Source organism: Streptomyces sp. P9-A2 (assembly GCF_036634175.1).
In the GTDB taxonomy this organism is placed as follows: domain Bacteria; phylum Actinomycetota; class Actinomycetes; order Streptomycetales; family Streptomycetaceae; genus Streptomyces; species Streptomyces pratens.
This window is the reverse complement of the sequence record NZ_JAZIFX010000001.1, coordinates 3838994-3864039: the sequence shown is the minus strand read 5'-3', so window position 1 is coordinate 3864039 and position 25046 is coordinate 3838994. Positions and strand designations below refer to the sequence as shown.

The 25046-nt window shown below is 67.6% G+C and carries 17 protein-coding genes and 3 rRNA genes; 8 read left to right on the top strand and 12 right to left on the bottom strand.

What is annotated here, in order from left to right; translation table 11 throughout:
• Window positions 1–157 precede the first annotated feature (157 nt).
• A complete protein-coding gene (locus V4Y04_RS17520; protein WP_332429088.1) occupies window positions 158–910 on the bottom strand; it encodes a TetR/AcrR family transcriptional regulator in 753 nt (250 codons plus the stop codon).
• 378 nt (window positions 911–1288) lie between these two features.
• Here V4Y04_RS17520 and V4Y04_RS17515 point away from each other — a divergent pair, with 378 nt between their 5' ends.
• Window positions 1289–2665: an NAD(P)/FAD-dependent oxidoreductase gene (locus V4Y04_RS17515; protein ID WP_332429087.1), complete on the top strand. Its 1377-nt coding sequence runs from the start codon at window positions 1289–1291 to the stop codon at window positions 2663–2665.
• A 173-nt stretch (window positions 2666–2838) separates the two neighbouring features.
• The gene (locus V4Y04_RS17510) at window positions 2839–4488 is read left to right on the top strand and encodes an ATP-binding SpoIIE family protein phosphatase (protein ID WP_332429086.1); all 1650 of its coding nucleotides are present in this window, start codon (window positions 2839–2841) and stop codon (window positions 4486–4488) included.
• A gap of 405 nt (window positions 4489–4893) precedes the next feature.
• On the opposite strand, the gene V4Y04_RS17505 is transcribed toward V4Y04_RS17510, so the two are convergent.
• Complete coding sequence (locus V4Y04_RS17505) at window positions 4894–6168, bottom strand: MFS transporter (protein WP_332432887.1); 1275 nt, start codon at window positions 6166–6168, stop codon at window positions 4894–4896.
• Window positions 6169–6306: 138 nt separating this feature from the next.
• Here V4Y04_RS17505 and V4Y04_RS17500 point away from each other — a divergent pair, with 138 nt between their 5' ends.
• The 4 genes from V4Y04_RS17500 (at window position 6307) to rrf (ending at window position 12758) form a co-directional block, all read left to right on the top strand.
• Window positions 6307–6855, top strand: a complete 549-nt coding sequence (locus V4Y04_RS17500; protein ID WP_332429085.1) for a MarR family winged helix-turn-helix transcriptional regulator — start codon at window positions 6307–6309, stop codon at window positions 6853–6855.
• Window positions 6856–7588: 733 nt separating this feature from the next.
• Window positions 7589–9118: ribosomal RNA gene (locus tag V4Y04_RS17495) — 16S ribosomal RNA — on the top strand.
• A 317-nt stretch (window positions 9119–9435) separates the two neighbouring features.
• Window positions 9436–12554, top strand: a 23S ribosomal RNA gene (locus tag V4Y04_RS17490).
• 87 nt (window positions 12555–12641) lie between these two features.
• Window positions 12642–12758 (top strand): 5S ribosomal RNA (gene rrf, locus V4Y04_RS17485).
• Together the 16S, 23S and 5S rRNA genes form the textbook arrangement of a ribosomal RNA operon.
• A 62-nt stretch (window positions 12759–12820) precedes the next feature.
• On the opposite strand, the gene V4Y04_RS17480 is transcribed toward rrf, so the two are convergent.
• Together V4Y04_RS17480 and V4Y04_RS17475 are read right to left on the bottom strand one after the other, a co-directional pair.
• On the bottom strand, window positions 12821–13504 hold the full coding sequence (locus tag V4Y04_RS17480; protein ID WP_332429083.1) for a response regulator transcription factor: 684 nt from the start codon (window positions 13502–13504) through the stop codon (window positions 12821–12823).
• Window positions 13501–14802 (bottom strand): sensor histidine kinase, encoded by a 1302-nt coding sequence (locus tag V4Y04_RS17475; RefSeq protein ID WP_332429081.1) that lies wholly within the window; start codon window positions 14800–14802, stop codon window positions 13501–13503. The genes V4Y04_RS17480 and V4Y04_RS17475 overlap by 4 nt, the downstream gene beginning before the upstream one ends.
• Before the next feature lie 128 nt (window positions 14803–14930).
• On the opposite strand from V4Y04_RS17475, the gene V4Y04_RS17470 reads away from it, so the two are divergent.
• Window positions 14931–15515: a GNAT family N-acetyltransferase gene (locus tag V4Y04_RS17470; protein ID WP_332429079.1), complete on the top strand. Its 585-nt coding sequence runs from the start codon at window positions 14931–14933 to the stop codon at window positions 15513–15515.
• A 10-nt stretch (window positions 15516–15525) separates the two neighbouring features.
• Here V4Y04_RS17470 and V4Y04_RS17465 read toward each other — a convergent pair whose 3' ends face one another.
• The 8 genes from V4Y04_RS17465 to V4Y04_RS17430 all read right to left on the bottom strand — a co-directional run bounded on the left by V4Y04_RS17465 (window position 15526) and on the right by V4Y04_RS17430 (window position 24391).
• A complete protein-coding gene (locus tag V4Y04_RS17465; RefSeq protein ID WP_443080038.1) occupies window positions 15526–17151 on the bottom strand; it encodes a type VI secretion protein in 1626 nt (541 codons plus the stop codon).
• Between the two features lie 17 nt (window positions 17152–17168).
• Window positions 17169–18584, bottom strand: coding sequence for an ATP-binding protein (locus V4Y04_RS17460; protein ID WP_332429078.1), 1416 nt, complete (start codon window positions 18582–18584; stop codon window positions 17169–17171).
• A gap of 13 nt (window positions 18585–18597) precedes the next feature.
• Complete coding sequence (locus tag V4Y04_RS17455; protein ID WP_443080183.1) at window positions 18598–20139, bottom strand: SCO6880 family protein; 1542 nt, start codon at window positions 20137–20139, stop codon at window positions 18598–18600.
• A 14-nt stretch (window positions 20140–20153) separates the two neighbouring features.
• Window positions 20154–21494, bottom strand: a complete 1341-nt coding sequence (locus tag V4Y04_RS17450; RefSeq protein WP_332429074.1) for a hypothetical protein — start codon at window positions 21492–21494, stop codon at window positions 20154–20156.
• Entirely contained in the window at window positions 21484–22314 is an 831-nt protein-coding gene (locus tag V4Y04_RS17445) for a hypothetical protein (protein ID WP_332429072.1), read from the bottom strand. Before V4Y04_RS17445 ends, V4Y04_RS17450 begins: the two co-directional genes overlap by 11 nt.
• A 201-nt stretch (window positions 22315–22515) precedes the next feature.
• Window positions 22516–22824: a hypothetical protein gene (locus V4Y04_RS17440; RefSeq protein WP_332429070.1), complete on the bottom strand. Its 309-nt coding sequence runs from the start codon at window positions 22822–22824 to the stop codon at window positions 22516–22518.
• A gap of 207 nt (window positions 22825–23031) precedes the next feature.
• Window positions 23032–23535 carry a DUF397 domain-containing protein gene (locus V4Y04_RS17435; protein WP_332429068.1) on the bottom strand — a complete coding sequence of 168 codons (504 nt, stop codon included), beginning with the start codon at window positions 23533–23535 and terminating at the stop codon, window positions 23032–23034.
• Between the two features lie 10 nt (window positions 23536–23545).
• Window positions 23546–24391 (bottom strand): helix-turn-helix domain-containing protein, encoded by an 846-nt coding sequence (locus V4Y04_RS17430; protein ID WP_332429067.1) that lies wholly within the window; start codon window positions 24389–24391, stop codon window positions 23546–23548.
• 206 nt (window positions 24392–24597) lie between these two features.
• Here V4Y04_RS17430 and V4Y04_RS17425 point away from each other — a divergent pair, with 206 nt between their 5' ends.
• Window positions 24598–25008, top strand: a complete 411-nt coding sequence (locus V4Y04_RS17425) for an ATP-binding protein (RefSeq protein ID WP_332429065.1) — start codon at window positions 24598–24600, stop codon at window positions 25006–25008.
• The last annotated feature ends 38 nt before the right edge of the window (window positions 25009–25046 follow it).

Genomic DNA, 25046 nt, shown 5'->3' with positions numbered 1-25046 from the left:
AGGGGTCAGGGTGCCACAGCGGCTTTTGGTCAGGACAGCTCAGAGCAGCCCATCCACCCGTCCGAGGGTTTCTGTCGCACATGAGTGTGGACAGTCACCCATTGGGGGAAGGGGTAGGGCCCGTCCGGTCCGGACGGGCCTCATCGGCCGCACCCGCTCACGCCGGGCGTGAGCGCAGGCCCTCCAGCAGGATGTCCAGCAGCCGGGCCGAGGCGGCCGCCTGCTGGGCCGGATCCGGCAGCGAGGGCGCGGCCGTGGCGATCACCAGGAGCACGTCCGACACCGACACGTCCGGCCGCAGCGCGCCCGCCTCGCGGGCCCGCTCCACGAGCCGGCCGACGACGTCGAGAAGCTGTGCCGTACCGGAGTCGTCCTCCCCGGCGCCGGCCGACCCCTTCTCGGGCACCAGCCGCAGTTCGGCGCCGGCCGGCTGTGCCCGCTGCTGCGGCACGCGCGCGTGGTCGTGCTCGTCCACCACGCCCACCCGCAGCACCTGCGGCGGCAGCAGCCGCCCGGCGCCCGAGGCGACCGACGTACGCAGGAAGCGGGACAGCGCCGACCACGGCTCGTCCTCCTGGCCGAGCGCCGTACGCGCCTGGTCGGTCAGCCGGGAGGTCTCCTCCTCGGCTATCCGCCGGACCAGGACGTCCTTGCTCGGGAAGCGCCGGTACACCGTGCCCACACCGACGCGGGCCCGGCGTGCCACGTCCTCCATCGGCGCGCCGTAGCCCAGCTCGCCGAAGACCTCACGTGCCGCGCGCAGCACGTGCTCCAGATTGCGCTGCGCGTCCACGCGCAGCGGTGTCGTGCGTGGTCCTCCCGCGCGCCCGTGGCCCGGCGATGCCGCGCTCAGCGCGGTGCCGGGCGCCATGGTCGACGCGGAAGACCAATGAGAATCCTGAACATGCATATGTTTTCCCCCGGTGATGACGTCTCCCCCCGGAGACTCCCCGCCATAGATGGCCGGGGCTCGAGAAACATGCCCGGTGGCCGGATCCGCCCGTCGCGGACCCGAATGAGCGCATCCCCCTACACCCCGTCGACGTACGAACATAGTTGAGAGGAAGTCAATTCAGAAGGGGCAGGTTCCGCACGGAGCGCCCCCCGATCGGAGTACGGGGCGCATTGATCCCGTATGTACCCCGGGAGAAGTGTCGGGAAAGAGCTGCTGACCTGCGCATATATCGTTCGCTCCGGGAGTCCGGGCTGCTCGGCGCGCCCACCGCCTCCAGTCACACAATTCGTCGGGGCTGTGGACAAACGCAGGCGGCGGGTGCGTCATGGGAGGGTGAAGGAACGTGCGCGCATTCTCGTTGTCGGTGGCGGCTATGTCGGGATGTACACGGCCCTGCGCCTGCAGCGGAAGCTGAAACGGGAACTCGCCCGGGGCGCGGCCGAGATCACCGTGGTCACCCCCGACCCGTACATGACGTACCAGCCGTTCCTCCCCGAAGCGGCCGCCGGTGCCATTTCTCCTCGTCATGTGGTCGTACCGCTGCGTCGTGTCCTGGACCGGTGCCACATCGTCATCGGCGAGGCCTCCGCCATCGACCACGCAGCCCGCGTCGCCACCGTCACCACCCTCGCCGACGGCGAGAAGGGCGATGGAGGCCGGGCGGTTGTCTACGACGAACTCGTCCTCGCACCCGGCTCCGTCTCGCGCACCCTGCCGATTCCCGGTCTCGCCGACCACGCCATCGGCTTCAAGACCGTCGAGGAGGCCATCGGGCTGCGCAACCACGTCCTCGAACAGATGGACATCGCCTCCTCCACCCGCGACCCCGCGATCCGTGACGCCGCCCTCACCTTCGTCTTCGTCGGCGGCGGCTACGCGGGCGTCGAGGCGCTCGGCGAGCTGGAGGACATGGCCCGCTACGCCACGCGGTACTACCACAACCTCCGCCCCGCGGACATGAAGTGGATCCTCGTCGAGGCCTCGAACCGCATCCTGCCCGAGGTCGGCGAGGAGATGGGCCGCTACACGGTCAGCGAACTGCGCCGCCGCAACATCGACGTACGCCTGGAGACCCGCCTGGAGTCCTGTACCGGCCGCGTCGCCGTACTCAGCGACGGTGCCCGCTTCCCCACCCGCACCGTCGTATGGACCGCCGGCGTCAAACCGCACCCCGTCCTCGCCGCCACCGACCTGGCGCGCGACGAACGCGGACGGCTGCGGTGCACCGCCGAACTCGCCGTCGAGGGCGCCCCGCACGCGTGGGCCGCGGGCGACGCCGCCGCCGTCCCCGACGCCACCGCCGGGGAACCCGGCCGGGAATGCGCCCCCAACGCGCAGCACGCGCTCCGTCAGGCGAAGGTCCTCGCCGACAACATCGCGCACTCCCTGCGCGGCGAACCCCTTCAGACGTACGCCCACTCGTACGCCGGGTCGGTCGCCTCCCTGGGACTGCACAAGGGCGTCGCCCACGTCTACGGGCGCAAGATCAAGGGCTACCCCGCCTGGCTCATGCACCGCACCTACCACCTGAGCCGCGTCCCCACCTTCAACCGCAAGGCGCGCGTGGCCGCCGAATGGACCCTCGCCGGGCTCTTCAAACGGGAGATCGTCTCCCTGGGTTCACTCGAACACCCGCGGGCCGAGTTCGAACTCGCGGCCGGTGGAAAGGCTTCTCAGGACCCCCCGGACAACCCGAAGGGGTCGTCCTGACCGTATCCAGGAACTCCACGGACCGGCCCGACGTCTGACGGATGCCGGGCCGGTCGGCAGCCTGCCAGACTGGTCCACCACCGAGGGCGGGCGGCTGCCCGTTCCCGGTGCGGCCCCGGGGCCCCGGCCGGCCCCGTCTCCCGGCCGCCGACCACGACACGAGGCAAGGATTCGTGAACTTCACCCGCTGGAGCGCCCGGCTCCCCGGAACGCAACGCCGCGCCGCGGCGCGCGGCGAGCACGCGGTCTCTCCGGACCGGCGGGGGGAGGGCTCCGTGCCCACGGCCCGCGCCGAACAAGCCGTCGAGCATGCACGGCCCGTGCCCGCCGTCGACGACCTCAGGGTGCGCGAGGTCCTCGACCACGTCCCCTCCCTCGTCGCCCTGGTGCACGGCCCGGACCACCGCACCGCCTACGTCAACGGCGCCTACACGGCCGCCTTCGGCGCCCGCCCGATCGGCGCCCCCGCGCGGGGAGCGCTCCCGGAGCTCGACGAACTCGGCCTGTTGCCCCTCCTCGACCAGGTCCTGCGCAGCGGAAAGCCCCGCACGGTCAAGTCCCGCAAGGCCCCCGACGGCCGCTCCTACACCTTCACCTGCACCCCGGCCACCCAGGGCGACGGCAGCGGTGTGCTGATCTTCGCCACCGACGTCACCGACCACGCCGAGGCCGCCGAACGCCTGCGCGCGAGCGAGCGCCGCCAGCGCGAGACCGCCGTCACCCTCCAGCGCTCGCTGCTCCCGCAGGAGCTCGAGGAGCCCGACGACCTGCGGGTCGCCGCCACCTACCACCCCGGCGGCACCGAGGCCGCCGTCGGCGGCGACTGGTACGACGTGATCACCCTCGGCGGCGGGCGCACCGCCCTGGTCATCGGCGACGTCATGGGCCGGGGCGTCCGCGCGGCGGCCGTCATGGGCCAGCTCCGCACGGCGGTACGCGCCTACGCTCGCCTCGACCTCCCCCCGCACGAGATCCTCCAGCTGCTCGACGGCCTTGCCATGGAGATCGACGCCAACCAGATCGCCACCTGCGTGTACGCCATCCACGACCCCAACGAGGGCACCCTCGTCTACGCCTCCGCCGGCCACCTGCCCATCCTGGTCCGCGACGAGCAGGGCACCGTCCAGCGCGCCGACGAACCGACCGGCCCTCCGCTCGGCACCGGCGGCTGGATGCACTCCTCCGGGTCGATCCCGCTGAGCCCCGGCTCCACCGCCGTCCTCTACACGGACGGCCTGGTCGAGCGCCGCAACGAGGACCTGGACGAGGGCATCGCCGCTCTGGAGCGTGCCCTGGCCGGTGCGACCGGCACCCCCCAGGTGATCTGCGACCGTCTGGTCCGCTCGGCGGGCGTGACCCCGGAACATGACGACGACGTCGCCGTGCTGGTGCTCCAGCACCCCGCCCGCACGGGCCCGGAGAGCGAGCTGTTCCACAACGCCGCCCTGGAGCTGCTGGGCGGCGTCGAAGCGGCACCGCGCGCGCGTGCCTTCGCCTCCGGCGTGCTCACCAGCTGGCGCTTCTCCGCCGATCTGCACGACCTGGGCGTCCTGGCCGCCAGTGAACTGGTCGCCAACTCCCTCCAGCACGGCATCCCGCCCATGCGTCTGCGCCTGCGCCGCACCGACCGCCGGCTGATCGTCGAGGTCACCGACGGCGACGACCACCTGCCGAGGCGCCGCCGCGCGGAACCCGCAGACGAGTCCGGCCGGGGCATCGCCATCGTCGCCACGATCGCCTCCAACTGGGGAAGCCGGCGCACCCCGGGCGGCGGCAAGGCCGTCTGGTGCGAGTTCGCCCTGCCGAAACCGGTCGCTCCCTAGGGCCGGTCCGGCGGGTCATGCCGGAGACGTGGGGGCCGGCACGCTCTCCCCCAAGCTCTTCGAGCAGGGTCCCCCATGAACAGGGGGACCCCCATGACCCCACTCACCCCGGCTGGACGGATACCGCCGATTGCCTCCGACTTGGTCCGCCGGACAGACCTTACGACCTCACCCGCGATGGCGAGCGGGTTCCCGACGCCCTGCGGCTTCGCCTCCGGCGTGGTCGTCGGTCGCGACGGTTCCGCCCTCACTTCCTCCTCCGCCTTGGATGCGAAGCCGCATGACGCCGCTCGCCGATTCACTCCCCATCGCGGGTGAGGTCGTCAGGGCAGGTCCTGGGGAGCGGTGCGCCGTGCGGCGCCGGTCCCGGACACGCAGCGCCGGGCTCAGAGATGCGTGCCGGTCTCAGACGTGCGCCGGGGACTGGCCCGCCGGGGCGCCGCCCTGGGTGACCACCAGGCTCCGTGCCACGGACGGCCGGTCCTGCACCTGGGTGAGCTGTCGGCCCAACCGCAGCGCGAGCACCGTGATCGCCAGTGAGAACAACACGAAGACCACGATGTACGGCCCGTGCAGCGAGGCCCCCATCGGCCCGCCCACCGCCGGACCGATGGCCAGCGCGAGCTGCTTCACCAGGGCGAACGCCGAGTTGTACTGACCCGCCAGCCCTTCCGGCGCGAGATCCGCGACCAGCGGCGCGAGCGTCGGCGACAGCATCGACTCACCGAGCCCGAACAGGGCGTACGTCGAGATGAAGGCGGCGGTCGCCATCGCCTGGCTGCCGTTACCCAGGCCCGCGTACCCGGCCACGGCCCACGCCACGGCCCAGAGCAGCCCCACCGACGCGATCACGCGCGTACGGCTGCGGCGCTCCACGAACCGCAGCACCACGAACTGCGCGAGAACGATGGCCAGCGTGTTCGCCGCCAGCGCCGTCCCCAGCGTCGACGTCGAGATACCGACCGCCTCGACCCCGTACGCGCTCAGTCCCGACTCGAACTGGCCGTAGCAGGCGAAGAACAGCACGAAGCCCAGCACGCACAGCTGCACCATGGCCCGGTTGCCCATCAGCTGCTTCCAGCTGCCCTTGGCCGACGGAGCCGGAGCACCCTCGATACGCGGCGAGCGCGGCATTCGCACCGTCGCCATCACCACGACCAGCAGCAGGAACATCGCCGCCTCGATCGAGAACAGCATGGTGAAGGAGGAGGCCCTGGTCGTGTCGACGAGGTGTCCGCCGATGAGACCGCCGACCCCGAGCCCGAGGTTCTGCAGGAAGAACTGCATGGCGAACGCACGTGACCGGGTCTCCACCGTGGAGCAGTCCACGATCATCGTCGCCAGCGCCGGCTGCGTCACGGCCTGGCCGGCTCCGAGCAGCGCGGCCGACACCAGCACGCTCGACGCACCGCTCGACAGCCCCAGGCTCAGCGCCCCGACGGCGGCCGTGACCAGGGCGACGAGCAGTACCGGCAGCGGACCCCGCCGGACGATGGCCCGTCCGGCGAACGGCAGCACGATCAGTGCGGCCACCGCGAACACGGCGAGCACCAGCCCCGCCGTCACGGCCCCGAGTCCTCGTACCTGCGCCACATAGACGTACAGGTAGGGGACGGTGAAGCCGAGGCCGAACGCACTGAGTGCGTTGCCCACGTGGATCCGGCGCATCGCAGCGCCCATCGCCCTGGTCACGTTCACCCTCTCTTGTAAGTTAGTAGTGAAGACTTAGAAGCTAAAGTTCGAAGGTGAAGAGTACACGCCGAACAGCTTCAATGCGAAGGGCTTCAGAGTGAAGGACGGCATGCCATACTGCGGGCCATGGGCGACACCTCCGGCCTCAGCGAGCCGACACTCGAAGAGCAGATCGCCGCGTACCAGCGCGAGTTCCAGGACCTCGACCCCCAGGTCGAGAAGATCGTCTCCGCGCTGTCCCGGCTGAACCGCCGGATGAACGTCGCCTACGGCCGTCAGACCGCCGAGCTCGGTATCACCAACGCCGACTGGGAGGTCCTCAAGGCCCTCGTCCTGTCCGGCGCCCCGTACCGCATGGGCCCCAGCGACCTGGCCAAGCGACTCGGCCTCACACCGGCCGCCATGACCCACCGGATCGACCGCATGGTCGCCGAAGGCCTCGTCAACCGGGAACGCGACGAGACGAACCGGGTCCGGGTCATCGTCGAGGCGACACCCGCCGGCCGCGAGAAGTGGCTCGAGGTGATGCGCATGGCGACGGTCTTCGAGGAGGACCTGCTCCAGGACCTCTCGCCGGACGAGCGGATCACCCTGGGTGAAGTGCTCACCCGCCTCCTGCGCAGGGTGGAGGACGCCCAGCCCGACGCAGGCGGCCGCCTCGCCGACCTGGACTGACGGCCTGGACCGACGGCCTGGCCCTCGCGAGCTCCGGAGCCGCGAACGGCCAAAAAGATCTTGACAGGGGGCGCTTGACTTCCCCCAACCAGACCCGTAAAGTTCTTCGAGTTGCCATCGAGCCGTAACGGTTCTCCGGCAACACTTCCGCCGCGAGAGCGGCACTCAAAACCACCAGCACGATCTCCCCAGCGGACTGCTTTCGGTATGCCCGAATTCAATTCGCAGGGATGCCGCCATCTGAATCGGAACCGAACGGCTCCGATTTGAGAAGCGGCGAGGGAGTCCGCTAAGGTTTGAGACGTCGGAACGGCCCAACAGCCGGAAAGACGAACCCCGCTGACTGGGGGTCAGGTCGAAAGAAAAAGATCTGATAGAGTCGGAGTCGCCGGAAAGGGAAACGCGAAAAGCGGAAACCCGGAAGGCGAAACCCCGAGGAAACCGGATCACAAAGATCTGATAGAGTCGGAAACGCAAGACCGAAGGGAAGCGCCCGGAGGAAAGCCCGAGAGGGTGAGTACAAAGGAAGCGTCCGTTCCTTGAGAACTCAACAGCGTGCCAAAAATCAACGCCAGATTATGTTGATACCCCGTTCCCGGCCCACGGCCGGGGCGAGGTTCCTTTGAAAAAACACAGCGAGGACGCTGTGAACGGCCGGGCCTATTCCGCCCGACCGTTCCGCTCTCGTGTGTGTTCTTCCGGCAGTCCTTAACCGGACACCGCCGGGAAAGCATTCACGGAGAGTTTGATCCTGGCTCAGGACGAACGCTGGCGGCGTGCTTAACACATGCAAGTCGAACGATGAACCACTTCGGTGGGGATTAGTGGCGAACGGGTGAGTAACACGTGGGCAATCTGCCCCTCACTTCGGGACAAGCCCTGGAAACGGGGTCTAATACCGGATAATATCCGCGTCCGCATGGACGGGGGTTGAAAGCTCCGGCGGTGAGGGATGAGCCCGCGGCCTATCAGCTTGTTGGTGAGGTAACGGCTCACCAAGGCGACGACGGGTAGCCGGCCTGAGAGGGCGACCGGCCACACTGGGACTGAGACACGGCCCAGACTCCTACGGGAGGCAGCAGTGGGGAATATTGCACAATGGGCGAAAGCCTGATGCAGCGACGCCGCGTGAGGGATGACGGCCTTCGGGTTGTAAACCTCTTTCAGCAGGGAAGAAGCGAAAGTGACGGTACCTGCAGAAGAAGCGCCGGCTAACTACGTGCCAGCAGCCGCGGTAATACGTAGGGCGCGAGCGTTGTCCGGAATTATTGGGCGTAAAGAGCTCGTAGGCGGCTTGTCGCGTCGGTTGTGAAAGCCCGGGGCTTAACCCCGGGTCTGCAGTCGATACGGGCAGGCTAGAGTTCGGTAGGGGAGATCGGAATTCCTGGTGTAGCGGTGAAATGCGCAGATATCAGGAGGAACACCGGTGGCGAAGGCGGATCTCTGGGCCGATACTGACGCTGAGGAGCGAAAGCGTGGGGAGCGAACAGGATTAGATACCCTGGTAGTCCACGCCGTAAACGGTGGGAACTAGGTGTTGGCGACATTCCACGTCGTCGGTGCCGCAGCTAACGCATTAAGTTCCCCGCCTGGGGAGTACGGCCGCAAGGCTAAAACTCAAAGGAATTGACGGGGGCCCGCACAAGCAGCGGAGCATGTGGCTTAATTCGACGCAACGCGAAGAACCTTACCAAGGCTTGACATACACCGGAAACGTCTGGAGACAGGCGCCCCCTTGTGGTCGGTGTACAGGTGGTGCATGGCTGTCGTCAGCTCGTGTCGTGAGATGTTGGGTTAAGTCCCGCAACGAGCGCAACCCTTGTTCTGTGTTGCCAGCATGCCCCTTCGGGGGTGATGGGGACTCACAGAAGACCGCCGGGGTCAACTCGGAGGAAGGTGGGGACGACGTCAAGTCATCATGCCCCTTATGTCTTGGGCTGCACACGTGCTACAATGGCCGGTACAATGAGCTGCGATACCGCAAGGTGGAGCGAATCTCAAAAAGCCGGTCTCAGTTCGGATTGGGGTCTGCAACTCGACCCCATGAAGTCGGAGTTGCTAGTAATCGCAGATCAGCATTGCTGCGGTGAATACGTTCCCGGGCCTTGTACACACCGCCCGTCACGTCACGAAAGTCGGTAACACCCGAAGCCGGTGGCCCAACCCCCTTGCGGGGAGGGAGCCGTCGAAGGTGGGACTGGCGATTGGGACGAAGTCGTAACAAGGTAGCCGTACCGGAAGGTGCGGCTGGATCACCTCCTTTCTAAGGAGCACTTCTTACCGGGCCTGCCCGGTCAGAGGCCAGTACACCGGCGTACGTCCGGTGCTGGTTGCTCATGGGTGGAACGTTGATTATTCGGCCGGTTGCCCCGGGCCGAAGGCCTGCCAGTACTGCCCCCTCACCGGGGCGTGGAAAGCATGATCTTCGGACGGGAACCGGCCGGGCACGCTGTTGGGTGTCTGAGGGCACGGCCGCAAGGCCCGCTCCTCGATGCCGACCCCGGTACAGCACCGCGCAAGCGGTGTGTGACGGGTGGTCGGTCGTTGTTTGAGAACTGCACAGTGGACGCGAGCATCTGTGGCCAAGTTTTTAAGGGCGCACGGTGGATGCCTTGGCACCAGGAACCGATGAAGGACGTGGGAGGCCACGATAGTCCCCGGGGAGTCGTCAACCAGACTTTGATCCGGGGGTGTCCGAATGGGGAAACCCGGCAGTCGTCATGGGCTGTCACCCATACCTGAACACATAGGGTATGCGGAGGGAACGCGGGGAAGTGAAACATCTCAGTACCCGCAGGAAGAGAAAACAACCGTGATTCCGGGAGTAGTGGCGAGCGAAACCGGATGAGGCCAAACCGTAGGCGTGCAAGACCCGGCAGGGGTTGCGCCTACGGGGTTGTGGGATCTCTCTTCATGGTCTGCCGGCCATGAGACGAGTCAGAAACCGTTGATGTAGGCGAAGGACATGCGAAAGGTCCGGCGCAGAGGGTAAGACCCCCGTAGCCGAAACGTCAACGGCTCGTTTGAGAGACACCCAAGTAGCACGGGGCCCGAGAAATCCCGTGTGAATCCGGCGGGACCACCCGCCAAGCCTAAATATTCCCTGGTGACCGATAGCGGATAGTACCGTGAGGGAATGGTGAAAAGTACCGCGGGAGCGGAGTGAAATAGTACCTGAAACCGTGTGCCTACAAGCCGTGGGAGCGTCGGAATGAGGCTTGCCTCATTCTCGTGACTGCGTGCCTTTTGAAGAATGAGCCTGCGAGTTTGCGGTGTGTTGCGAGGTTAACCCGGGTGGGGAAGCCGTAGCGAAAGCGAGTCCGAACAGGGCGTCTCAGTAGCATGCTCAAGACCCGAAGCGGAGTGATCTAGCCATGGGCAGGTTGAAGCGGAGGTAAGACTTCGTGGAGGACCGAACCCACCAGGGTTGAAAACCTGGGGGATGACCTGTGGTTAGGGGTGAAAGGCCAATCAAACTCCGTGATAGCTGGTTCTCCCCGAAATGCATTTAGGTGCAGCGTCGCGTGTTTCTTGCCGGAGGTAGAGCACTGGATAGGCGATGGGCCCTACCGGGTTACTGACCTTAGCCAAACTCCGAATGCCGGTAAGTGAGAGCGCGGCAGTGAGACTGTGGGGGATAAGCTCCATGGTCGAGAGGGAAACAGCCCAGAGCATCGACTAAGGCCCCCAAGCGTACGCTAAGTGGAAAAGGATGTGGAGTCGCACAGACAACCAGGAGGTTGGCTTAGAAGCAGCCACCCTTGAAAGAGTGCGTAATAGCTCACTGGTCTAGTGATTCCGCGCCGACAATGTAGCGGGGCTCAAGCGTACCGCCGAAGTCGTGTCATTGCAGCTATAGGGCCAACGCCCGCTGTGATGGGTAGGGGAGCGTCGTCTGCCGGGTGAAGCCGCGCCGGAAGGCAGTGGTGGACGGTTGACGAGTGAGAATGCAGGCATGAGTAGCGATACACACGTGAGAAACGTGTGCGCCGATTGACTAAGGGTTCCTGGGTCAAGCTGATCTGCCCAGGGTAAGTCGGGACCTAAGGCGAGGCCGACAGGCGTAGTCGATGGATAACCGGTTGATATTCCGGTACCCGCTGTGAAGCGTCAAACATTGAATCAGGCGATGCTAAGCCCGTGAAGCCGTTCCGGACCCTTCGGGGAAAGGAAAGTGGTGGAGCCGGCGGACCAGACTTGTAGTAGGTGAGTGATGGGGTGACGCAGGAAGGTAGTCCAGCCCGGGCGGTGGTAGTCCCGGGGTAAGGGTGTAGCCCGTCATCCAGGTAAATCCGGATGACATGGGGGTGAGACCCGATGCCGAGCCGATTGTGGCGAAGTGGATGATCCTATGCTGTCGAGAAAAGCCTCTAGCGAGTTTCATGGCGGCCCGTACCCTAAACCGACTCAGGTAGTCAGGTAGAGAATACCGAGGCGTTCGGGTGAACTATGGTTAAGGAACTCGGCAAAATGCCCCCGTAACTTCGGGAGAAGGGGGGCCATGTCCGGTGATCCGATTTACTCGGTGAGCTGGGTGTGGCCGCAGAGACCAGCGAGAAGCGACTGTTTACTAAAAACACAGGTCCGTGCGAAGCCGTAAGGCGATGTATACGGACTGACGCCTGCCCGGTGCTGGAACGTTAAGGGGACCGGTTAGTCACTCTTCGGGGTGGCGAGGCTGAGAACTTAAGCGCCAGTAAACGGCGGTGGTAACTATAACCATCCTAAGGTAGCGAAATTCCTTGTCGGGTAAGTTCCGACCTGCACGAATGGCGTAACGACTTCTCGACTGTCTCAACCATAGGCCCGGTGAAATTGCACTACGAGTAAAGATGCTCGTTTCGCGCAGCAGGACGGAAAGACCCCGGGACCTTTACTACAGTTTGATATTGGTGTTCGGTTCGGCTTGTGTAGGATAGCTGGGAGACTGTGAACCCATCACGCCAGTGGTGGGGGAGTCGTCGTTGAAATACCAGTCTGGTCGTGCTGGATGTCTAACCTGGGTCCGTGATCCGGATCAGGGACAGTGTCTGATGGGTAGTTTAACTGGGGCGGTTGCCTCCTAAAGAGTAACGGAGGCGCCCAAAGGTTCCCTCAGCCTGGTTGGTAATCAGGTGTTGAGTGTAAGTGCACAAGGGAGCTTGACTGTGAGACCGACGGGTCGAGCAGGGACGAAAGTCGGGACTAGTGATCCGGCGGTGGCTTGTGGAAGCGCCGTCGCTCAACGGATAAAAGGTACCCCGGGGATAACAGGCTGATCTTCCCCAAGAGTCCATATCGACGGGATGGTTTGGCACCTCGATGTCGGCTCGTCGCATCCTGGGGCTGGAGTCGGTCCCAAGGGTTGGGCTGTTCGCCCATTAAAGCGGTACGCGAGCTGGGTTTAGAACGTCGTGAGACAGTTCGGTCCCTATCCGCTGCGCGCGCAGGAGTCTTGAGAAGGGCTGTCCCTAGTACGAGAGGACCGGGACGGACGAACCTCTGGTGTGCCAGTTGTCCTGCCAAGGGCATGGCTGGTTGGCTACGTTCGGGAGGGATAACCGCTGAAAGCATCTAAGCGGGAAGCCTGCTTCGAGATGAGGACTCCCACCCACTTGATGGGGTAAGGCTCCCAGTAGACGACTGGGTTGATAGGCCGGATATGGAAGCACGGTAACGTGTGGAGTTGACCGGTACTAATAGGCCGAGGGCTTGTCCTCAGTTGCTCGCGTCCACTGTGTTGGTTCTGAAACCACGAACGACCCCACGTACTTGGCGTGGTGCGGTTGTTGTCTGTTTCATAGTGTTTCGGTGGTCATAGCGTAGGGGAAACGCCCGGTTACATTCCGAACCCGGAAGCTAAGCCTTATTGCGCCGATGGTACTGCAGGGGGGACCCTGTGGGAGAGTAGGACGCCGCCGAACAATTCTTGAATGGGAAAGCCCCGTGCCACCGGCACGGGGCTTTCCTGCGTTTGGAGCCGTTTTTATGACGGCTCCACCAGCTTGGTGTCGTAGGCCAGGATCACTGCCTGGACGCGGTCCCTCGAGCCCGTCTTCGCGAGGACGCGGCTGACGTGGGTCTTCACCGTTGATTCGGCGAGGTGGAGGCGGGTGGCGATCTCCGTGTTGGTCCAGCCCTGGCCGATGACGGTGAGGATCTCGCGTTCGCGCTCGGTGAGGGTGTTCAGTCGGGGGTCGGTGTACGGGCTCGTGGGCGTGGTGGGGTCCTGGTGGGTGGACGTCGGCAGGTGGTGGGCGTAGGCGTCCAGGAGACGGCGGGTCAGGCCGGGGGCGACGACCGCGTCACCGGTGGCCACGGAGCGGATGCCGGAGAGGAGTTCCTCCGGCTGGGCGTCCTTGACGAGGAAGCCGGAGGCGCCGGCGCGGAGGCCTGCGTAGGCGTACTTGTCGAGGTCGAACGTGGTGAGGATGAGGACGCGGGTGCGGTCGCCGGCGGCGACGATGTGGCGGGTGGCCTCGATGCCGTCCATGCCGGGCATGCGGATGTCCATCAGGACGACGTCGGGGTGCAGTTCGGCTGTCATGCGGACCGCTTCGCTGCCGCCGGACGCCTCGCCGAGGACCGTCATGTCGTCCTGGCTCTCCAGCAGCATGCGGAAGCCGAAGCGCTGGAGGGGCTGGTCGTCGGCTATGAGGACGGTGGTCACTGCGGGGTTTCCTCCGGGAGGTACAGGTGGACGCGCCAGCCCTGTTCGGGGTGGGGGCGTGGGCCGGCCTCAAGTGTGCCGCCGTACAGGGCGGTTCGTTCACGCATTCCGGGGAGGCCGCGGCCGTCGGCGGGAGTGGCCTCCCCGGCTGTTCCGGCTGTTCCGGTGTCGGTGATCGTGGCCGTGACGGCGCCCTGGCCGCCGTGGACGAGGGTGATCTCGGCGGTGGTGTTCGGGCCGGCGTGCTTGAGGGCGTTGGTGAGGGCTTCCTGGATGACGCGGTAGACGGTGAGCTGGCGGCCGGCGGGGAGGTCGGCCCGGCCTTCGACCGTGGTGTGGACGGGGAGGCCCGCGGCGCGGACGCCGTTGATGAGCTGTTCGAGGTCGGTGAGGGTGGGCTGGGGCGTCAGTTCGGCGGGGTGACGGCCGGCCTCGTCGTCCCGGAGGACGTCCAGGAGGCGGCGGAGTTCGCTCATGGCCTGGCGACTGGTGGTGCCGATGGCGTCGAGTGCTTGGGCGGCGCGTTCCGGGGACTTGGTGGCCGCGTACTTGCCGCCGTCGGCCAGGCCGGTGATGACGGAGAGGTTGTGGCCGATGATGTCGTGCATCTCGCGGGCGATACGGGCGCGTTCCGCGGCGGTGGCGAGCTGGGCCTGCTGGTCGCGTTCGGTCTCGAGGCGGCGGGCGCGGTCCTCCAGGGCCTCCGTGTGGTTCTGCCGGGTGCGGACGGTGATGCCGATGAGGGCCACCACGACGAGGGACGTCAGCTGCGAGCCGATCTGCCGGCTCCAGGCACCCTCCTCCCCGTGGCGGGCCGCGGAGACCGCGGCCGGGGTGAGGACGAGGGCGGTCATCCACCACAGGTTGCGCAGGGGGAGGCGCAGGGCGACATGGTAGACGGCGACGAGTTGCAGCAGGGCCGCTTGGAGGGCGGTGCCGGTCCAGGCGTTGACCAGCGCGAACGGGGCCATGGCGAGCAGGACCGTGACGGGGTGCGTGCGGCGCCGCAGGAGGGGGACGGAGAGGCCGAGGCTGAGCGTCAGGAGGAGCCAGCGCGGCGCGCCGGGGTGGTGGGTGGTGGTGAGCCAGCCGCCGCCGAGGACGTCGATGAGGGCGGCGGTCACCCAGAACCCGGTGACATGCAGGTCCCACGGCAGCGGGTGACGCCGGTCGAAGGCGCGGACCCGCCGGGTGACGCGCTGAACGTACTGGGTGAGTGGCTCCGCGGCGCGTTCGCCCTTCGGATGCCTGGTTTCTTTTCCCGCGGGGGCTTTCTGGTCCGTCGCCACGAGGTCCATGGTGGTGGGTCCGTCCGTCGGGGAAACACGCGGGCTTCGATGCTCGTCCGTGCGGGGCCGGAGTACGTCGGACCGCGGGCAGTAATTCGGGTGAGGGCGGTGGTACCCCGGTACTACGGTGGGCCGGTATGAGTACTACGCGTTCCGAGACGGCGCTCGGCACTGCTTTCCGGGACTATGTGATCCGGCCGGTGCGAGCCGGAGAGTGGACCGCGTTGAAGCGGTTGCGGCTCACCGCACTGCGGGACCCGGTCGCGGACATCGCCTTCCTGGACACGTATGAGAAGGCGGTGGCGCAGCCCGACACGTACTGGCAGGAGCGGACGGCGCGTGCGGCCGAGGGTGCGGACGGGATGCGGCAGTTCATCGCCGAGACGGCGGGCGGCGCCTGGGTGGGGACGGTCGCCGTGCTGGTCGAGGAGCCCGGTGCGACGGACCTGGCCGGGTTTCCCGTCGAGCGGCGGCAGGGGCATCTCTTCGGGGTGTTCGTCCGGCCCGAGCACCGGGGGAACGGGCTGACCAAGGCGTTGTTCGAGGCCGCACTGGAGTGGGCGTGGGCGGTGAGGTTGGAGCGGGTGCGGCTCATCGTGCACCCGGACAACGCGCGCGCCCTCGGCTTCTACCGCAAGGCGGGCTTCGTGGAGAGCGGGGTCACTCTGCCGCTGGCGGGGAAGCCGGACGAGCACGAGCTGGAGATGGTCGTCGAGCGCTGACCTGCGGTGCCTACAACGGGAGTTCGTCGTGGGGCCAGCGGGAGCGGGCCTGTTCCCGGGAGCGGAGGAGGGCCAGGGTGGGCATGCCCCGGGCCGGGCCGGTGGCGAGGAGGTCCGGGAGCTGGGGGAGGGGGGCCACGGCCGCCACGTCGTCCAGGATCAGGGTGAATGGTGGGTCGAGCCGACCGAAGGATGACCGTTCGGCCATGCGTCGGCCGTGCTCGACCACGCTCGCGGTGAGGGCCGTCAGCAACGGCATCGCACCCGGATGGGTGCGCGGATCCTCGATGGATTCACCCACCACATAAAGCGTGCCCCCTTCGTGGACAAAGGAATCCAAAGAGAGCGCATCAGTTCGGTTGGGTGTGCAGGCTTCACGGACGTTGACCGTGGACAGGGCCGACAGCGCACGCGTCGTCAGCTGCTGGGCGATGTCCCGGCGTTCGGGGTACGCGGTGAGGGTCGCCTCGAGTTCGCCCGCGGCGCCGGGGGCGGCCTTCGGGTGGGTGCGCAGGATGCGTACGGCGTCCTGGACCTGGGTGCCCTGCGCCCAGCGGTGGAGGTGGCGGACGGTACGGCCGTCGATGGCGGCGGCGTGCAGATAGCTCCGCAGAAGGAGCTGGGCGGTGTCGCTGACGGCCTGGTCGAGCCGGGAGGCGGGACGGACCGGGGCCAGCAGGGCGACGGCGCGCGCGACGGCCGTGTCCTTGTCCTCGCAGCCGCTGATGGGCGACCAGTGGAGACGGGCCGGGGTGTCGCAGCGATGGATCGGGTCGTAGAGGTGGGTCGGGCCGAGCTTGGCCCGGCCGTCCTTCGTCTCCTCCCAGAGGGCGGGGTCCGAGGTGAGGACGAGGGCGGGGCCCTCCGCGTCCCGTACGGCCACGGCGGCGGTGCTGCGGCGGGTGTCCGGGGGGCCGTAGAACACCGGGCGGGACACCTCCGGCACGCCCGGCACGCCCGGAACCTCCGGCGCCTTCGACAGGGCCGGTGCCTTCGACAGGTCCGTCGAGGGAGGGAGGGGTTCGGTGGGGGCGGCTTGCCGCGGCGGCGCCGTGGCAGGTGCGGTGACGGGCAGCGGCGCCGTCTCCTGGTCTCGTCCCCGTTCACGTACGGGCTCGGGGGCCGTTCTCGGGGTCGGTACCTCGTGCTGGATCGGCTCCGGTGCCGGTGCCGGTGCCGATGTCGCAGCCGTTGCCGCGGTCGTGGCCGCCGCGTGTCCTGCCGCTCGCTCCGCCTTCTGCCGGGCCCGTACGGCCCGCCAGCGGGCCAGGGTGCCCAGGACGAAGACGGTGAGGACGACGAGCAGCATCAGCTGGCCGATGAACAGGCCCCAGAACAGCCCGTACCCCGAGAGGGCGGATGCCGGGGTGTCCGGCCAGGCGCCCGGGATGTCGTGGGGTTCGGCGACGAGGTGCCGTATGGCGACCGGGGTGTCGGTGAAGGTGACGCCGGACGGCCAGGAGCCGTGGGCGAAGAGGGCCGCGAGGCCCGTGGCCGTCCACACCAGCAGGGTGATGCCGAGCAGGAACGCGAGCAGCCCGACCAGCAGTCCGTCCGGGATGCCGCCCTGGCCGCCCCGTCCCTGCCCGCCGCCCTGCACGTCACCCTGCCTGCCGCTGTGCCCGTCCGGTCTCACGTGGGATTCCTTCCCCCCTACGCCACCGTCGATTCGGAGTCGCCGATGTGCTGTTCGACGAAGGCCGCCGCCCGTTGCTCCGCCTCCAGCTCGGCGGCGCGCAGGGCGTCGCCGGCGGCGGCGAACTCGACGGAGGACTCGGTCATCGCGCGGTCGGTGAAGACCAGGGGGCGTTCGGTGTCGGTGATGAGGTGTTTGACGACCTGTACGTTGCCGTTGACGTCCCAGACGGCGATGCCCGGGGTGAGTGAGGGGATGATCTCCACCGCCCACCGGGGCAGGCCCAGCACTCGGCCCGTCGCCCGTGCCTCGTCGGCCTTCTGGGCGTAGATGGTCCGGGTGGACGCCATCTTGAGGATGGCCGCCGCCTCCTTCGCCGCCGCCCCGTCCACGACGTCGGACAGGTGGTGGACGACCGCGACGAACGACAGGCCCAGCCGGCGCCCGAACTTGAGCAGCCGCTGGAACAGCTGCGCCACGAAGGGGCTGTTGATGATGTGCCAGGCCTCTTCGACCAGGAAGATGCGCTTCTTGCGGTCGGGGCGGATCCAGGTGTGCTCCAGCCACACGCCGACGATCGCCATCAGGATCGGCATCGCGATGGAGTTGCGGTCGATGTGGGACAGGTCGAAGACGATCAGCGGTGCGTCCAGGTCGATGCCGACCGTCGTCGGGCCGTCGAACATGCCGCGCAGGTCACCGTCGACGAGCCGGTCCAGTACCAGGGCGACGTCCAGGCCCCAGGCCCGTACGTCGTCTATGGCGACGTTCATCGCCTCCGCCGACTCCGCCTCGGGGTGGCGCAGCCGTTCGACGATGTCGGTGAGGACCGGCTGGCGTTCGACGATCGTCTCGGTGACGAAGGCGTGCGCGACCTTCAGCGCGAAGCCGGCGCGCTCGTCCAGGCCGTGCCCCATCGCGACCTCGATGATGGTGCGCAGCAGGGCGAGCTGGCCGGTCGTGGTGATCGACGGGTCGAGCGGGTTGAGCCGGATGCCGTGGTCCAGGGCGGCCGTGGGGTCCAGCCGGATGGGGGTGATGCCGAGTTCCCGCGCGATGAGGTTCCACTCGCCGGCACCGTCCTCGCCCTGGGCGTCCAGGACGACGACCTGGCGGTCGCGGAAGCGCAGCTGGCGCATGACGTACGTCTTCTCGAGGGCCGATTTGCCGTTGCCGGACTCGCCGAGGACCAGCCAGTGCGGTGCGGGCAGCTGCTGGCCGTAGAGCTGGAACGGGTCGTAGATGTAGCCCTTGCCGGAGTACACCTCGCGGCCGATGATCACGCCGGAGTCGCCGAGGCCGGGGGCGGCGGTCGGGAGGTAGACGGCCTGCGCCTGGCCCGTGGAGGTGCGCACCGGCAGCCGTGTCGTCTCGACCTTCCCGAACAGGAACGACGTGAAGGTGTCGGTGACGACGGACAGCGGATCCCGCATCAGAACTCAGCCCCTACCTTCGAATGCCGGTGGCGAACGGGAGTGTGTTCACGAAGGCGCGGTGGTGCTCGCGGTCGCACCACTCCAGCTTCAGGTACGACTTTCCGGCCGAGGCCCTGATGGTCCGCTTGTCGCGGGCCAGGGCCTCGGGGTTGCGGGAGGAGACGGTGATGTAGCCGACGAGGTTGACGCCGGCCGCGCCGCTGGCGAGGTCCTCGCCGCGCTGGTCGAGGCGGCCGTGGGCGGCGATGTCGCGCGGGTCGACCGTGCGGTTCATCTTCGCGGCGCGGGACGCCTCGGCATCGTCGTTGGTCTTCTCCGTCAGCATGCGCTCGATGGCGACCTCGGTGGGTTCCAGGTCCATCGTCACGGCGACCGTGCGGATCACGTCCGGGGTGTGGACGAGGAGCGGCGCCAGGAAGTTGACACCCACCGGGGTCATCGGCCACTCCTTCACCCAGGCCGTGGCGTGGCACCAGGGGGCGCGGGTGGAGGACTCGCGGGTCTTGGCCTGGAGGTAGGTGGGCTCCACGGCGTCGAGCTCGGCCGGCCAGGCGTTGCGCTTGGTCATCGCCTGGATGTGGTCGATCGGGTGGTCCGGGTCGTACATGGAGTGGATCAGCGAGGACAGGCGGCTCTGGCCGAGCGGCTGCCGTACACGGATGTCGGCCTCCTGGAGCCGGGAGCAGATGTCGGTCAGCTCACGGGCCATGACGACGGCCAGTCCGGCGTCCCGGTCCACCTTGCGGCGCCCCTGGGTGCGGATCGCGCGCGCCATCGCGTTGGCCTCGGAGGCCAGCTCGCGGTTGAAGTGCATACAGGCGACGAGGTACGCGCGGTGCTGCTCGCTGCTGGTCGACACCATGGACTGCAGCTGGTCGTACGACTGCTGGAGCCAGTACGGCGCCTTCTCGTCCCCGCGCTGCGAGACGTCCTTGGCGTGCGCGTCGGGGTCGGCGGGCAGCGTGCGGGCGAGCATCTGGATGCGGGTGACGAAGCCGTCGCCGTTGGCCACGTGCTTGAGCAGCGTGCCGAACCGGTCGACGAGCGCCTCCTGGTCCTCCGAGTCGCGCAGGCCCACACCGGGGCCCTCGATCTCGATGGCGGCGGTCACCGTCTTGCGGTCCGCGTGCAACTGGACGGCGATCTCGTCGGGCCCGAAGGGGGCGGCGAGCCAGGTGATCCGGCCGATCCCCGGCGGCGGGCCGACCTCGACCTCCCGGCCGTCGAGCCGGACGCCGGCCTCGACGGCGCCCGAGCGGTACGTCGTGCCCTGGCGCAGGGACCGCTTGTAGCTGCGGTTGATCTCGAACCACTTGTAGAAGGTTCGGCCCTTGTACGGCATGTACACGGCGGCCAGCGCGATCATCGGGAAGCCCGCGAGCAGCACGATCCGCAGGGACAGGACGGGGACGAGGAGACCGGCCATCATGCCGAAGAACGCGCCCACGATGATCAGCGCGATCTCACCGGTCTCGCGATTGCGGCCGACGATCGCGTTCGGCCGGGCCCGGCCGATCAGATACGTACGGCGGGGCGTGACCGGATGGGACATGTGTGCTTCGGTCGTCAACGCCCTTCACCTCCCGTGCTGTTGTTGCTGCTGTTGCGGTTCCCGTGGGGCGTGCTCACCGGGCTGCCCTGACGGGGGGCGGGTGCGGAGGCTCCGCCACCGCCGTCCGAGGGACGTGCGCTGTGCGCGGCGACTCCGCCGGAGACGGGGTTGGACGGACGGGCACCGCCGCCGGAGGACTGGCCCCCGCCGCCGTTGCTGTCGGCGCGCGTGCTGTGGGTCTTGATGCCCTGCGCGACCATCGTCGCCGGGGAGCTCATCACGGCGGCGGCCTTGCTCTCGGCGCCCTGCATGATGCGGTTGTTGCGGGAGTTCGCGATGTCGTCGCCGAAGCCGGGGACGAAACGGTAGATCATCGCCGACGCGAAGATGGCGAGCAGGATGATCGCCAGACCCGACACCACGGCGGAGAACGCGTTCGGACCGTCGTCGGCGGACAGCGCGCCCGCCAGGCCCAGCACTATGACGATGACCGGCTTCACCAGGATCACCGCGATCATGATGCCCGCCCAGCGCCGGACGTGCCCCCACAGGTTCTTGTCGACCAGCCCCGCGTACACGACCGTGCCCAGCAGCGCGCCCACGTAGAGCAGCGCCGCCCGGATGACCAGCTCCAGCCACAGGACACCGGCCGCGAGAATCGACACCAGCGAGACGATGATCAGCATGATCGGACCGCCGCCGATGTCCTCGCCCTTCTCCAGGGCCCCGGCGAAGGTACCGAAGAACGTGTTCGTCTGGTCGCCGGTCGCGTTCGCCAGCACCTCGGTGATGCCGTCCGTGGCCCGCACGATCGTGTAGAGGATCAGCGGGGTGAACGCCGAGGCCAGCACCGTGAGCCACAGGAAGCCGATCGCCTCGGACAGGGCCGTCGTGAAGGGGACACCCCGCACGGCCCGCTTGGCGACCGCCATCAGCCACAGCACCAGCGTCAGGATCGCCGACGCGGCGAAGACGACGGCGTACTGCTGACGGAACAGCGGGTTCGTGAAGTCCACGGCCGCCGTCTCGTCGACGGCGGCACTGAGCTTCTTGATCGTCCAACTCGCGGCATCGGCGCAGCCCTGGGCGAGGGAACCGAGGGGGTCGAGGACGGAGGTGGGATCGTTGAGGGTCCCGGACCCGCCGGAGGAACCGCCGGAGGAGCCGGAGCCGCCGCCCCCTCGGTCGCAGTAGTCCTTGGCGGGGCCGTGGATCAGGTCACAGGGGTCATTGCTGTCCTCGGGTGCCGGCGTGGGAGTAGGCGCGGCGACGGCTCGGGTGGCGAGCAGGACGGCTGATGCCTGTACGGCCGCAGTGATGCCGGCCAGCTTGAGCAGGCGACGACTATCGGGCATACGTGAACCCTCCGTACTCCTCGACGGTCTTCGCCATCTCTTCGGCACTGGAAGCCCGCTCATCGCCGGGAACCGGCGCGGGGCCGTCCTTCTGAGAGTGGGTCACGATCTTCCAGTCGTCGTTGGCCCACCCGAGTTGAATGGTGATGGTGAACCAGCTGCTGGTGACCGGGTTCGTAGAGTTCTCCCCCGCGAGTCCCAGGAGGCCACTGCACCAGACCTCGACCGTCGCGGCGTTGTCGGACGACTCGATGACCTTGGTGCCGATCGGGCTCGTACGCGAGACGAACGTGTAGCCCTCGGGCGTGGTGCCGTCCTCGTTGAGGCCCACGTTCTTGTTGAACTCAGGCGTGTAAGCCTTGTCCAGGGTGGTCGCGAAGCCCGCGGCCCGTGCGGGGGTGATGACCGAATTCAGGATGGCGTCGCGTTTGCTCTTGTTGAACATCTCGGCCGACCCCAGCGCCACCGCATAGTTCGCCGCCGCGCTCTCCGCCCCCTGGCGGTTGTGGGCGAAGCCGGAAGGGATGCCGGCGTTGGCCGACCGGACCGGCTTCTCCCCGGAGGGGGCCGTTGCCGCTGCCTGGGGGGAGTCGTCGTCGCCCTCGCCTGCTGAGGAATCGTCTCCTCCACGGTTCGCGAAGGCGATCGCGGCGATCAGGAGCACCACCACGCCGACCACCATGACCAAACTGCGGGACGACGTGCGGCCGCCTCTGCGCCCGCCGCCGTGCGGACCGCCGCCGCTCTCCGGCATGCGGGTACGGGTCTGGCCCGTGCCGCCGTACCCACCGGTGTTCTCGTACTCGTCTCCGAGACTCATACCGCGTGCGCCCCCTCAGCGTCGTGCGGAAACACCTCGTACTCCGCGTACTCCTGGTACGACGGTAGCCGTGCTGGTCCCCGCGCGGGCGCGGTGTTATGAGTCGACATCAGGGAAACGCAACCTCGGGCGGTGGGCGCGACGGGCGGGTGGGGTGGAGGGGAGACCGGGCATGCCCGGTCAGAGGCATGGGGCGGCGCCCTACACGGCCATTCCGTACACGATGGTGAACACCGTGCCCAGCGAACCGATGATGAAGACGCCGGTGAGACCGGCGACGATCAAACCCTTGCCCTGCTCCGCGCTGAACGTGTCCCGCAGCGCCGTCGCACCGATGCGCTGCTTCGCCGCGCCCCAGATCGCGATGCCAAGGCAGATCAGGATGGCGAGCGCCATGATCACTTCGATCATGACCTTGGCCTCGTTGCCCAGGCTGCCGAAGGGACCCCAGTCGGGAGCGATCCCACCGATGATGGTGTTGATGTCTCCCTCGTCGGCCGCGAAGAACATGTAAGTCACCGCCCCTGTCGGGTCGTTCCGTGCCTCTGCGGGCATGCAGAGGTCAGGGCCCATTGTCGCCGACGATGACGCCGTGGCATGCCGACTCGGCGTCATTGGTTGGCGGGTTTTGTGTGAACAACGGCTGTCACCGGCGCGCGCTGGTCCCCGAAGGGGGCGCGGGTCGGTGGGTGATGAATCGTATCGTCACTCTGTGTATCACGGACGGGCCACGAAATGGTCGAACTCACCCGCGCGTACGCCCAGGACGAAGGCGTCCCACTTGCGTCGGTCCGTGGTGACGGTGGTGTCCGGGGCGGCGGTGGCACGGATACGGACCGTGTCGTCGTCGCCGACGACCACCTCGATACCGGTACGCCGGCCGTCCGCCATCTGCCGTCCCTGCTTCAGCGCTTGAATGAGGGTCAGGAAGTCGTCGGGGGTAGTGGTGAGTATCGCTCCGCTGGGGTCGGCGGACTCGGTCATGTGGATGGACCGGGCAGCGGTGGCTATGTGGACGCAGGAGTCGCCTTCTCCGCACAGGGATGACTTCTGCCAGTTGGTGATGGGCGGGGCGGTGGCGGCTACGTGTATGCAGGAGTTGCCTTCGGGGCAGTAAGACGACTTCTGCCAGTTGATGACGGGCGGGGCAACGGCGGCTACATGGACGCAGGATTCGCCTTCGCCGCAGTACGACGACTTCTGCCAGGTGAACGCGGGCATGAGGGCTCCTTCAGAGATCCTTGAGGATGCGGTGGATGAAGGGCCGTGACGCCTCGGGAGCGAGGGCCGCAGCCTCCAGGCGGTCGAGCAGTACGCGGTACTTGTGCAGCTGTGCCTCGGCGTCCAGGAACACCGGGCCGTGCGACTGATCGAGGTTCACCGTGTCGAGCTGTGGCACGGGACCTTCGGCGTAGTAGATCGACTGGCCGGAGCCCGCGAAGGTGCCCGCGTCGAACGGGATGACCTGTATGGCGATGTGGTCCCGCTCGCTCATCGTCAGGAGGTACTTGAGCTGCTCGCGTGTGACATCGGACCCACCGAACTTCATGCGCAGTGCGGCCTCGTGAATGATCACCTGCTGCGGAGTCGGAGGGTTCCGGAAGAGCACCGCCTGCCGCTTGATCCGGAATGACACCCGGTGCTCTACGTCGGGTGGCGGAAGCTCCGGCACCGCCTGTCGGAAGATCTCGCGGGCGTACTCCGTGATCTGGAACAGACCGGGGATGTGCACGGTGACGGCGGTGCGCAAGCGTGCGGCGTGATGCTCCAGCTCGGCCATGTCCAGCAGCGCAGCGGGCAGCAGTTGGCGGTACTCCTCCCACCAGCCCCGTCTGCGGTCGGCGGTCATGTCGCTGAGCACCTGGATGAGAGCCGGGTCGCCGCACTTGTAATGGTGGGCCAGGGTACGCACGCGTTCGGGACTCACACCGATGCGTCCGGCCTCCGTATTGCTGACCTGGTTCTGCTTCACGCCGAGAAGTTGACCGGCTTCCGTCGCGGTGAGCCCTGCACGCTCCCGGAGTTTCCGCAGCTCCACGCCCAATCGGAGCTGACGACCGGTCGGCCTGGTTCTCACGGTCCTGACGCCTCCCTGGCGGAACTGTCACCCACAAGGGTGGCAACTAATGCAGATCCGAGAATCTGGCTAATGCGTTAGCTGGAGCGTCGCTACTTTAGTTTTCGGCGCCCCGCCCCAGAAGTGCACCGATCGACGGATCGACACCGCCACTGGGTCACCACCGTACGCAACCCACCAACTGCCGTCAGTGATCGGAGACTTCCATGCCCACCGTAACCCCGCCCTGGTCCTACACCCTTCAGCTCCCGCACGACCCCCGCGCTCCGCGCATCGCCCGGGTCACCCTGCGGACCGTGCTGGGGGCGCACGGTCTCGGGGAACTCGCGCCCACGGCCGAACTCGTGGCCGCCGAACTGCTGGCCAACGCGTATCTGCACACCACCGGTCCCTACGCCCTGCGGGTGCGTGCCGCCGAGGAGGGGCGGCTGCGGGTCGGGGTGTGGGACACGGACCCGTGGGTGCCGCCGGGCTTCACCGACGCGGTGGCGCTCGACGCGCCGCCGGACGACTCCGAGAACGGGCGGGGGCTGCCGCTGGTGCGGGCGTGTGCGTCCTCGTGGGGTGCGGGGGCCGTGGGGGGCGGGAAGTTGGTGTGGGCGGAGTGCGGCGGGTGACGCCGTACCTCACACCTCTCGTACCCCGTAGTGCGTCC

Bases quoted from the DNA above. Each gene is read 5' to 3' on its own strand.
- V4Y04_RS17435 (WP_332429068.1), bottom strand. From the start codon at position 23,535: ATGCCCGCGTTCACCTGGCAGAAGTCGTCGTACTGCGGCGAAGGCGAA.
- V4Y04_RS17470 (WP_332429079.1), top strand. From the start codon at position 14,931: ATGAGTACTACGCGTTCCGAGACGGCGCTCGGCACTGCTTTCCGGGAC.
- V4Y04_RS17460 (WP_332429078.1), bottom strand. From the start codon at position 18,584: ATGCGGGATCCGCTGTCCGTCGTCACCGACACCTTCACGTCGTTCCTG.
- V4Y04_RS17455 (WP_443080183.1), bottom strand. From the start codon at position 20,139: ATGTCCCATCCGGTCACGCCCCGCCGTACGTATCTGATCGGCCGGGCC.
- V4Y04_RS17475 (WP_332429081.1), bottom strand. From the start codon at position 14,802: ATGGACCTCGTGGCGACGGACCAGAAAGCCCCCGCGGGAAAAGAAACC.
- V4Y04_RS17520 (WP_332429088.1), bottom strand. From the start codon at position 910: ATGCATGTTCAGGATTCTCATTGGTCTTCCGCGTCGACCATGGCGCCC.
- V4Y04_RS17445 (WP_332429072.1), bottom strand. From the start codon at position 22,314: ATGAGTCTCGGAGACGAGTACGAGAACACCGGTGGGTACGGCGGCACG.
- V4Y04_RS17505 (WP_332432887.1), bottom strand. From the start codon at position 6,168: ATGGGCGCTGCGATGCGCCGGATCCACGTGGGCAACGCACTCAGTGCG.
- V4Y04_RS17440 (WP_332429070.1), bottom strand. From the start codon at position 22,824: ATGTTCTTCGCGGCCGACGAGGGAGACATCAACACCATCATCGGTGGG.
- V4Y04_RS17450 (WP_332429074.1), bottom strand. From the start codon at position 21,494: ATGCCCGATAGTCGTCGCCTGCTCAAGCTGGCCGGCATCACTGCGGCC.
- V4Y04_RS17500 (WP_332429085.1), top strand. From the start codon at position 6,307: ATGGGCGACACCTCCGGCCTCAGCGAGCCGACACTCGAAGAGCAGATC.
- V4Y04_RS17425 (WP_332429065.1), top strand. From the start codon at position 24,598: ATGCCCACCGTAACCCCGCCCTGGTCCTACACCCTTCAGCTCCCGCAC.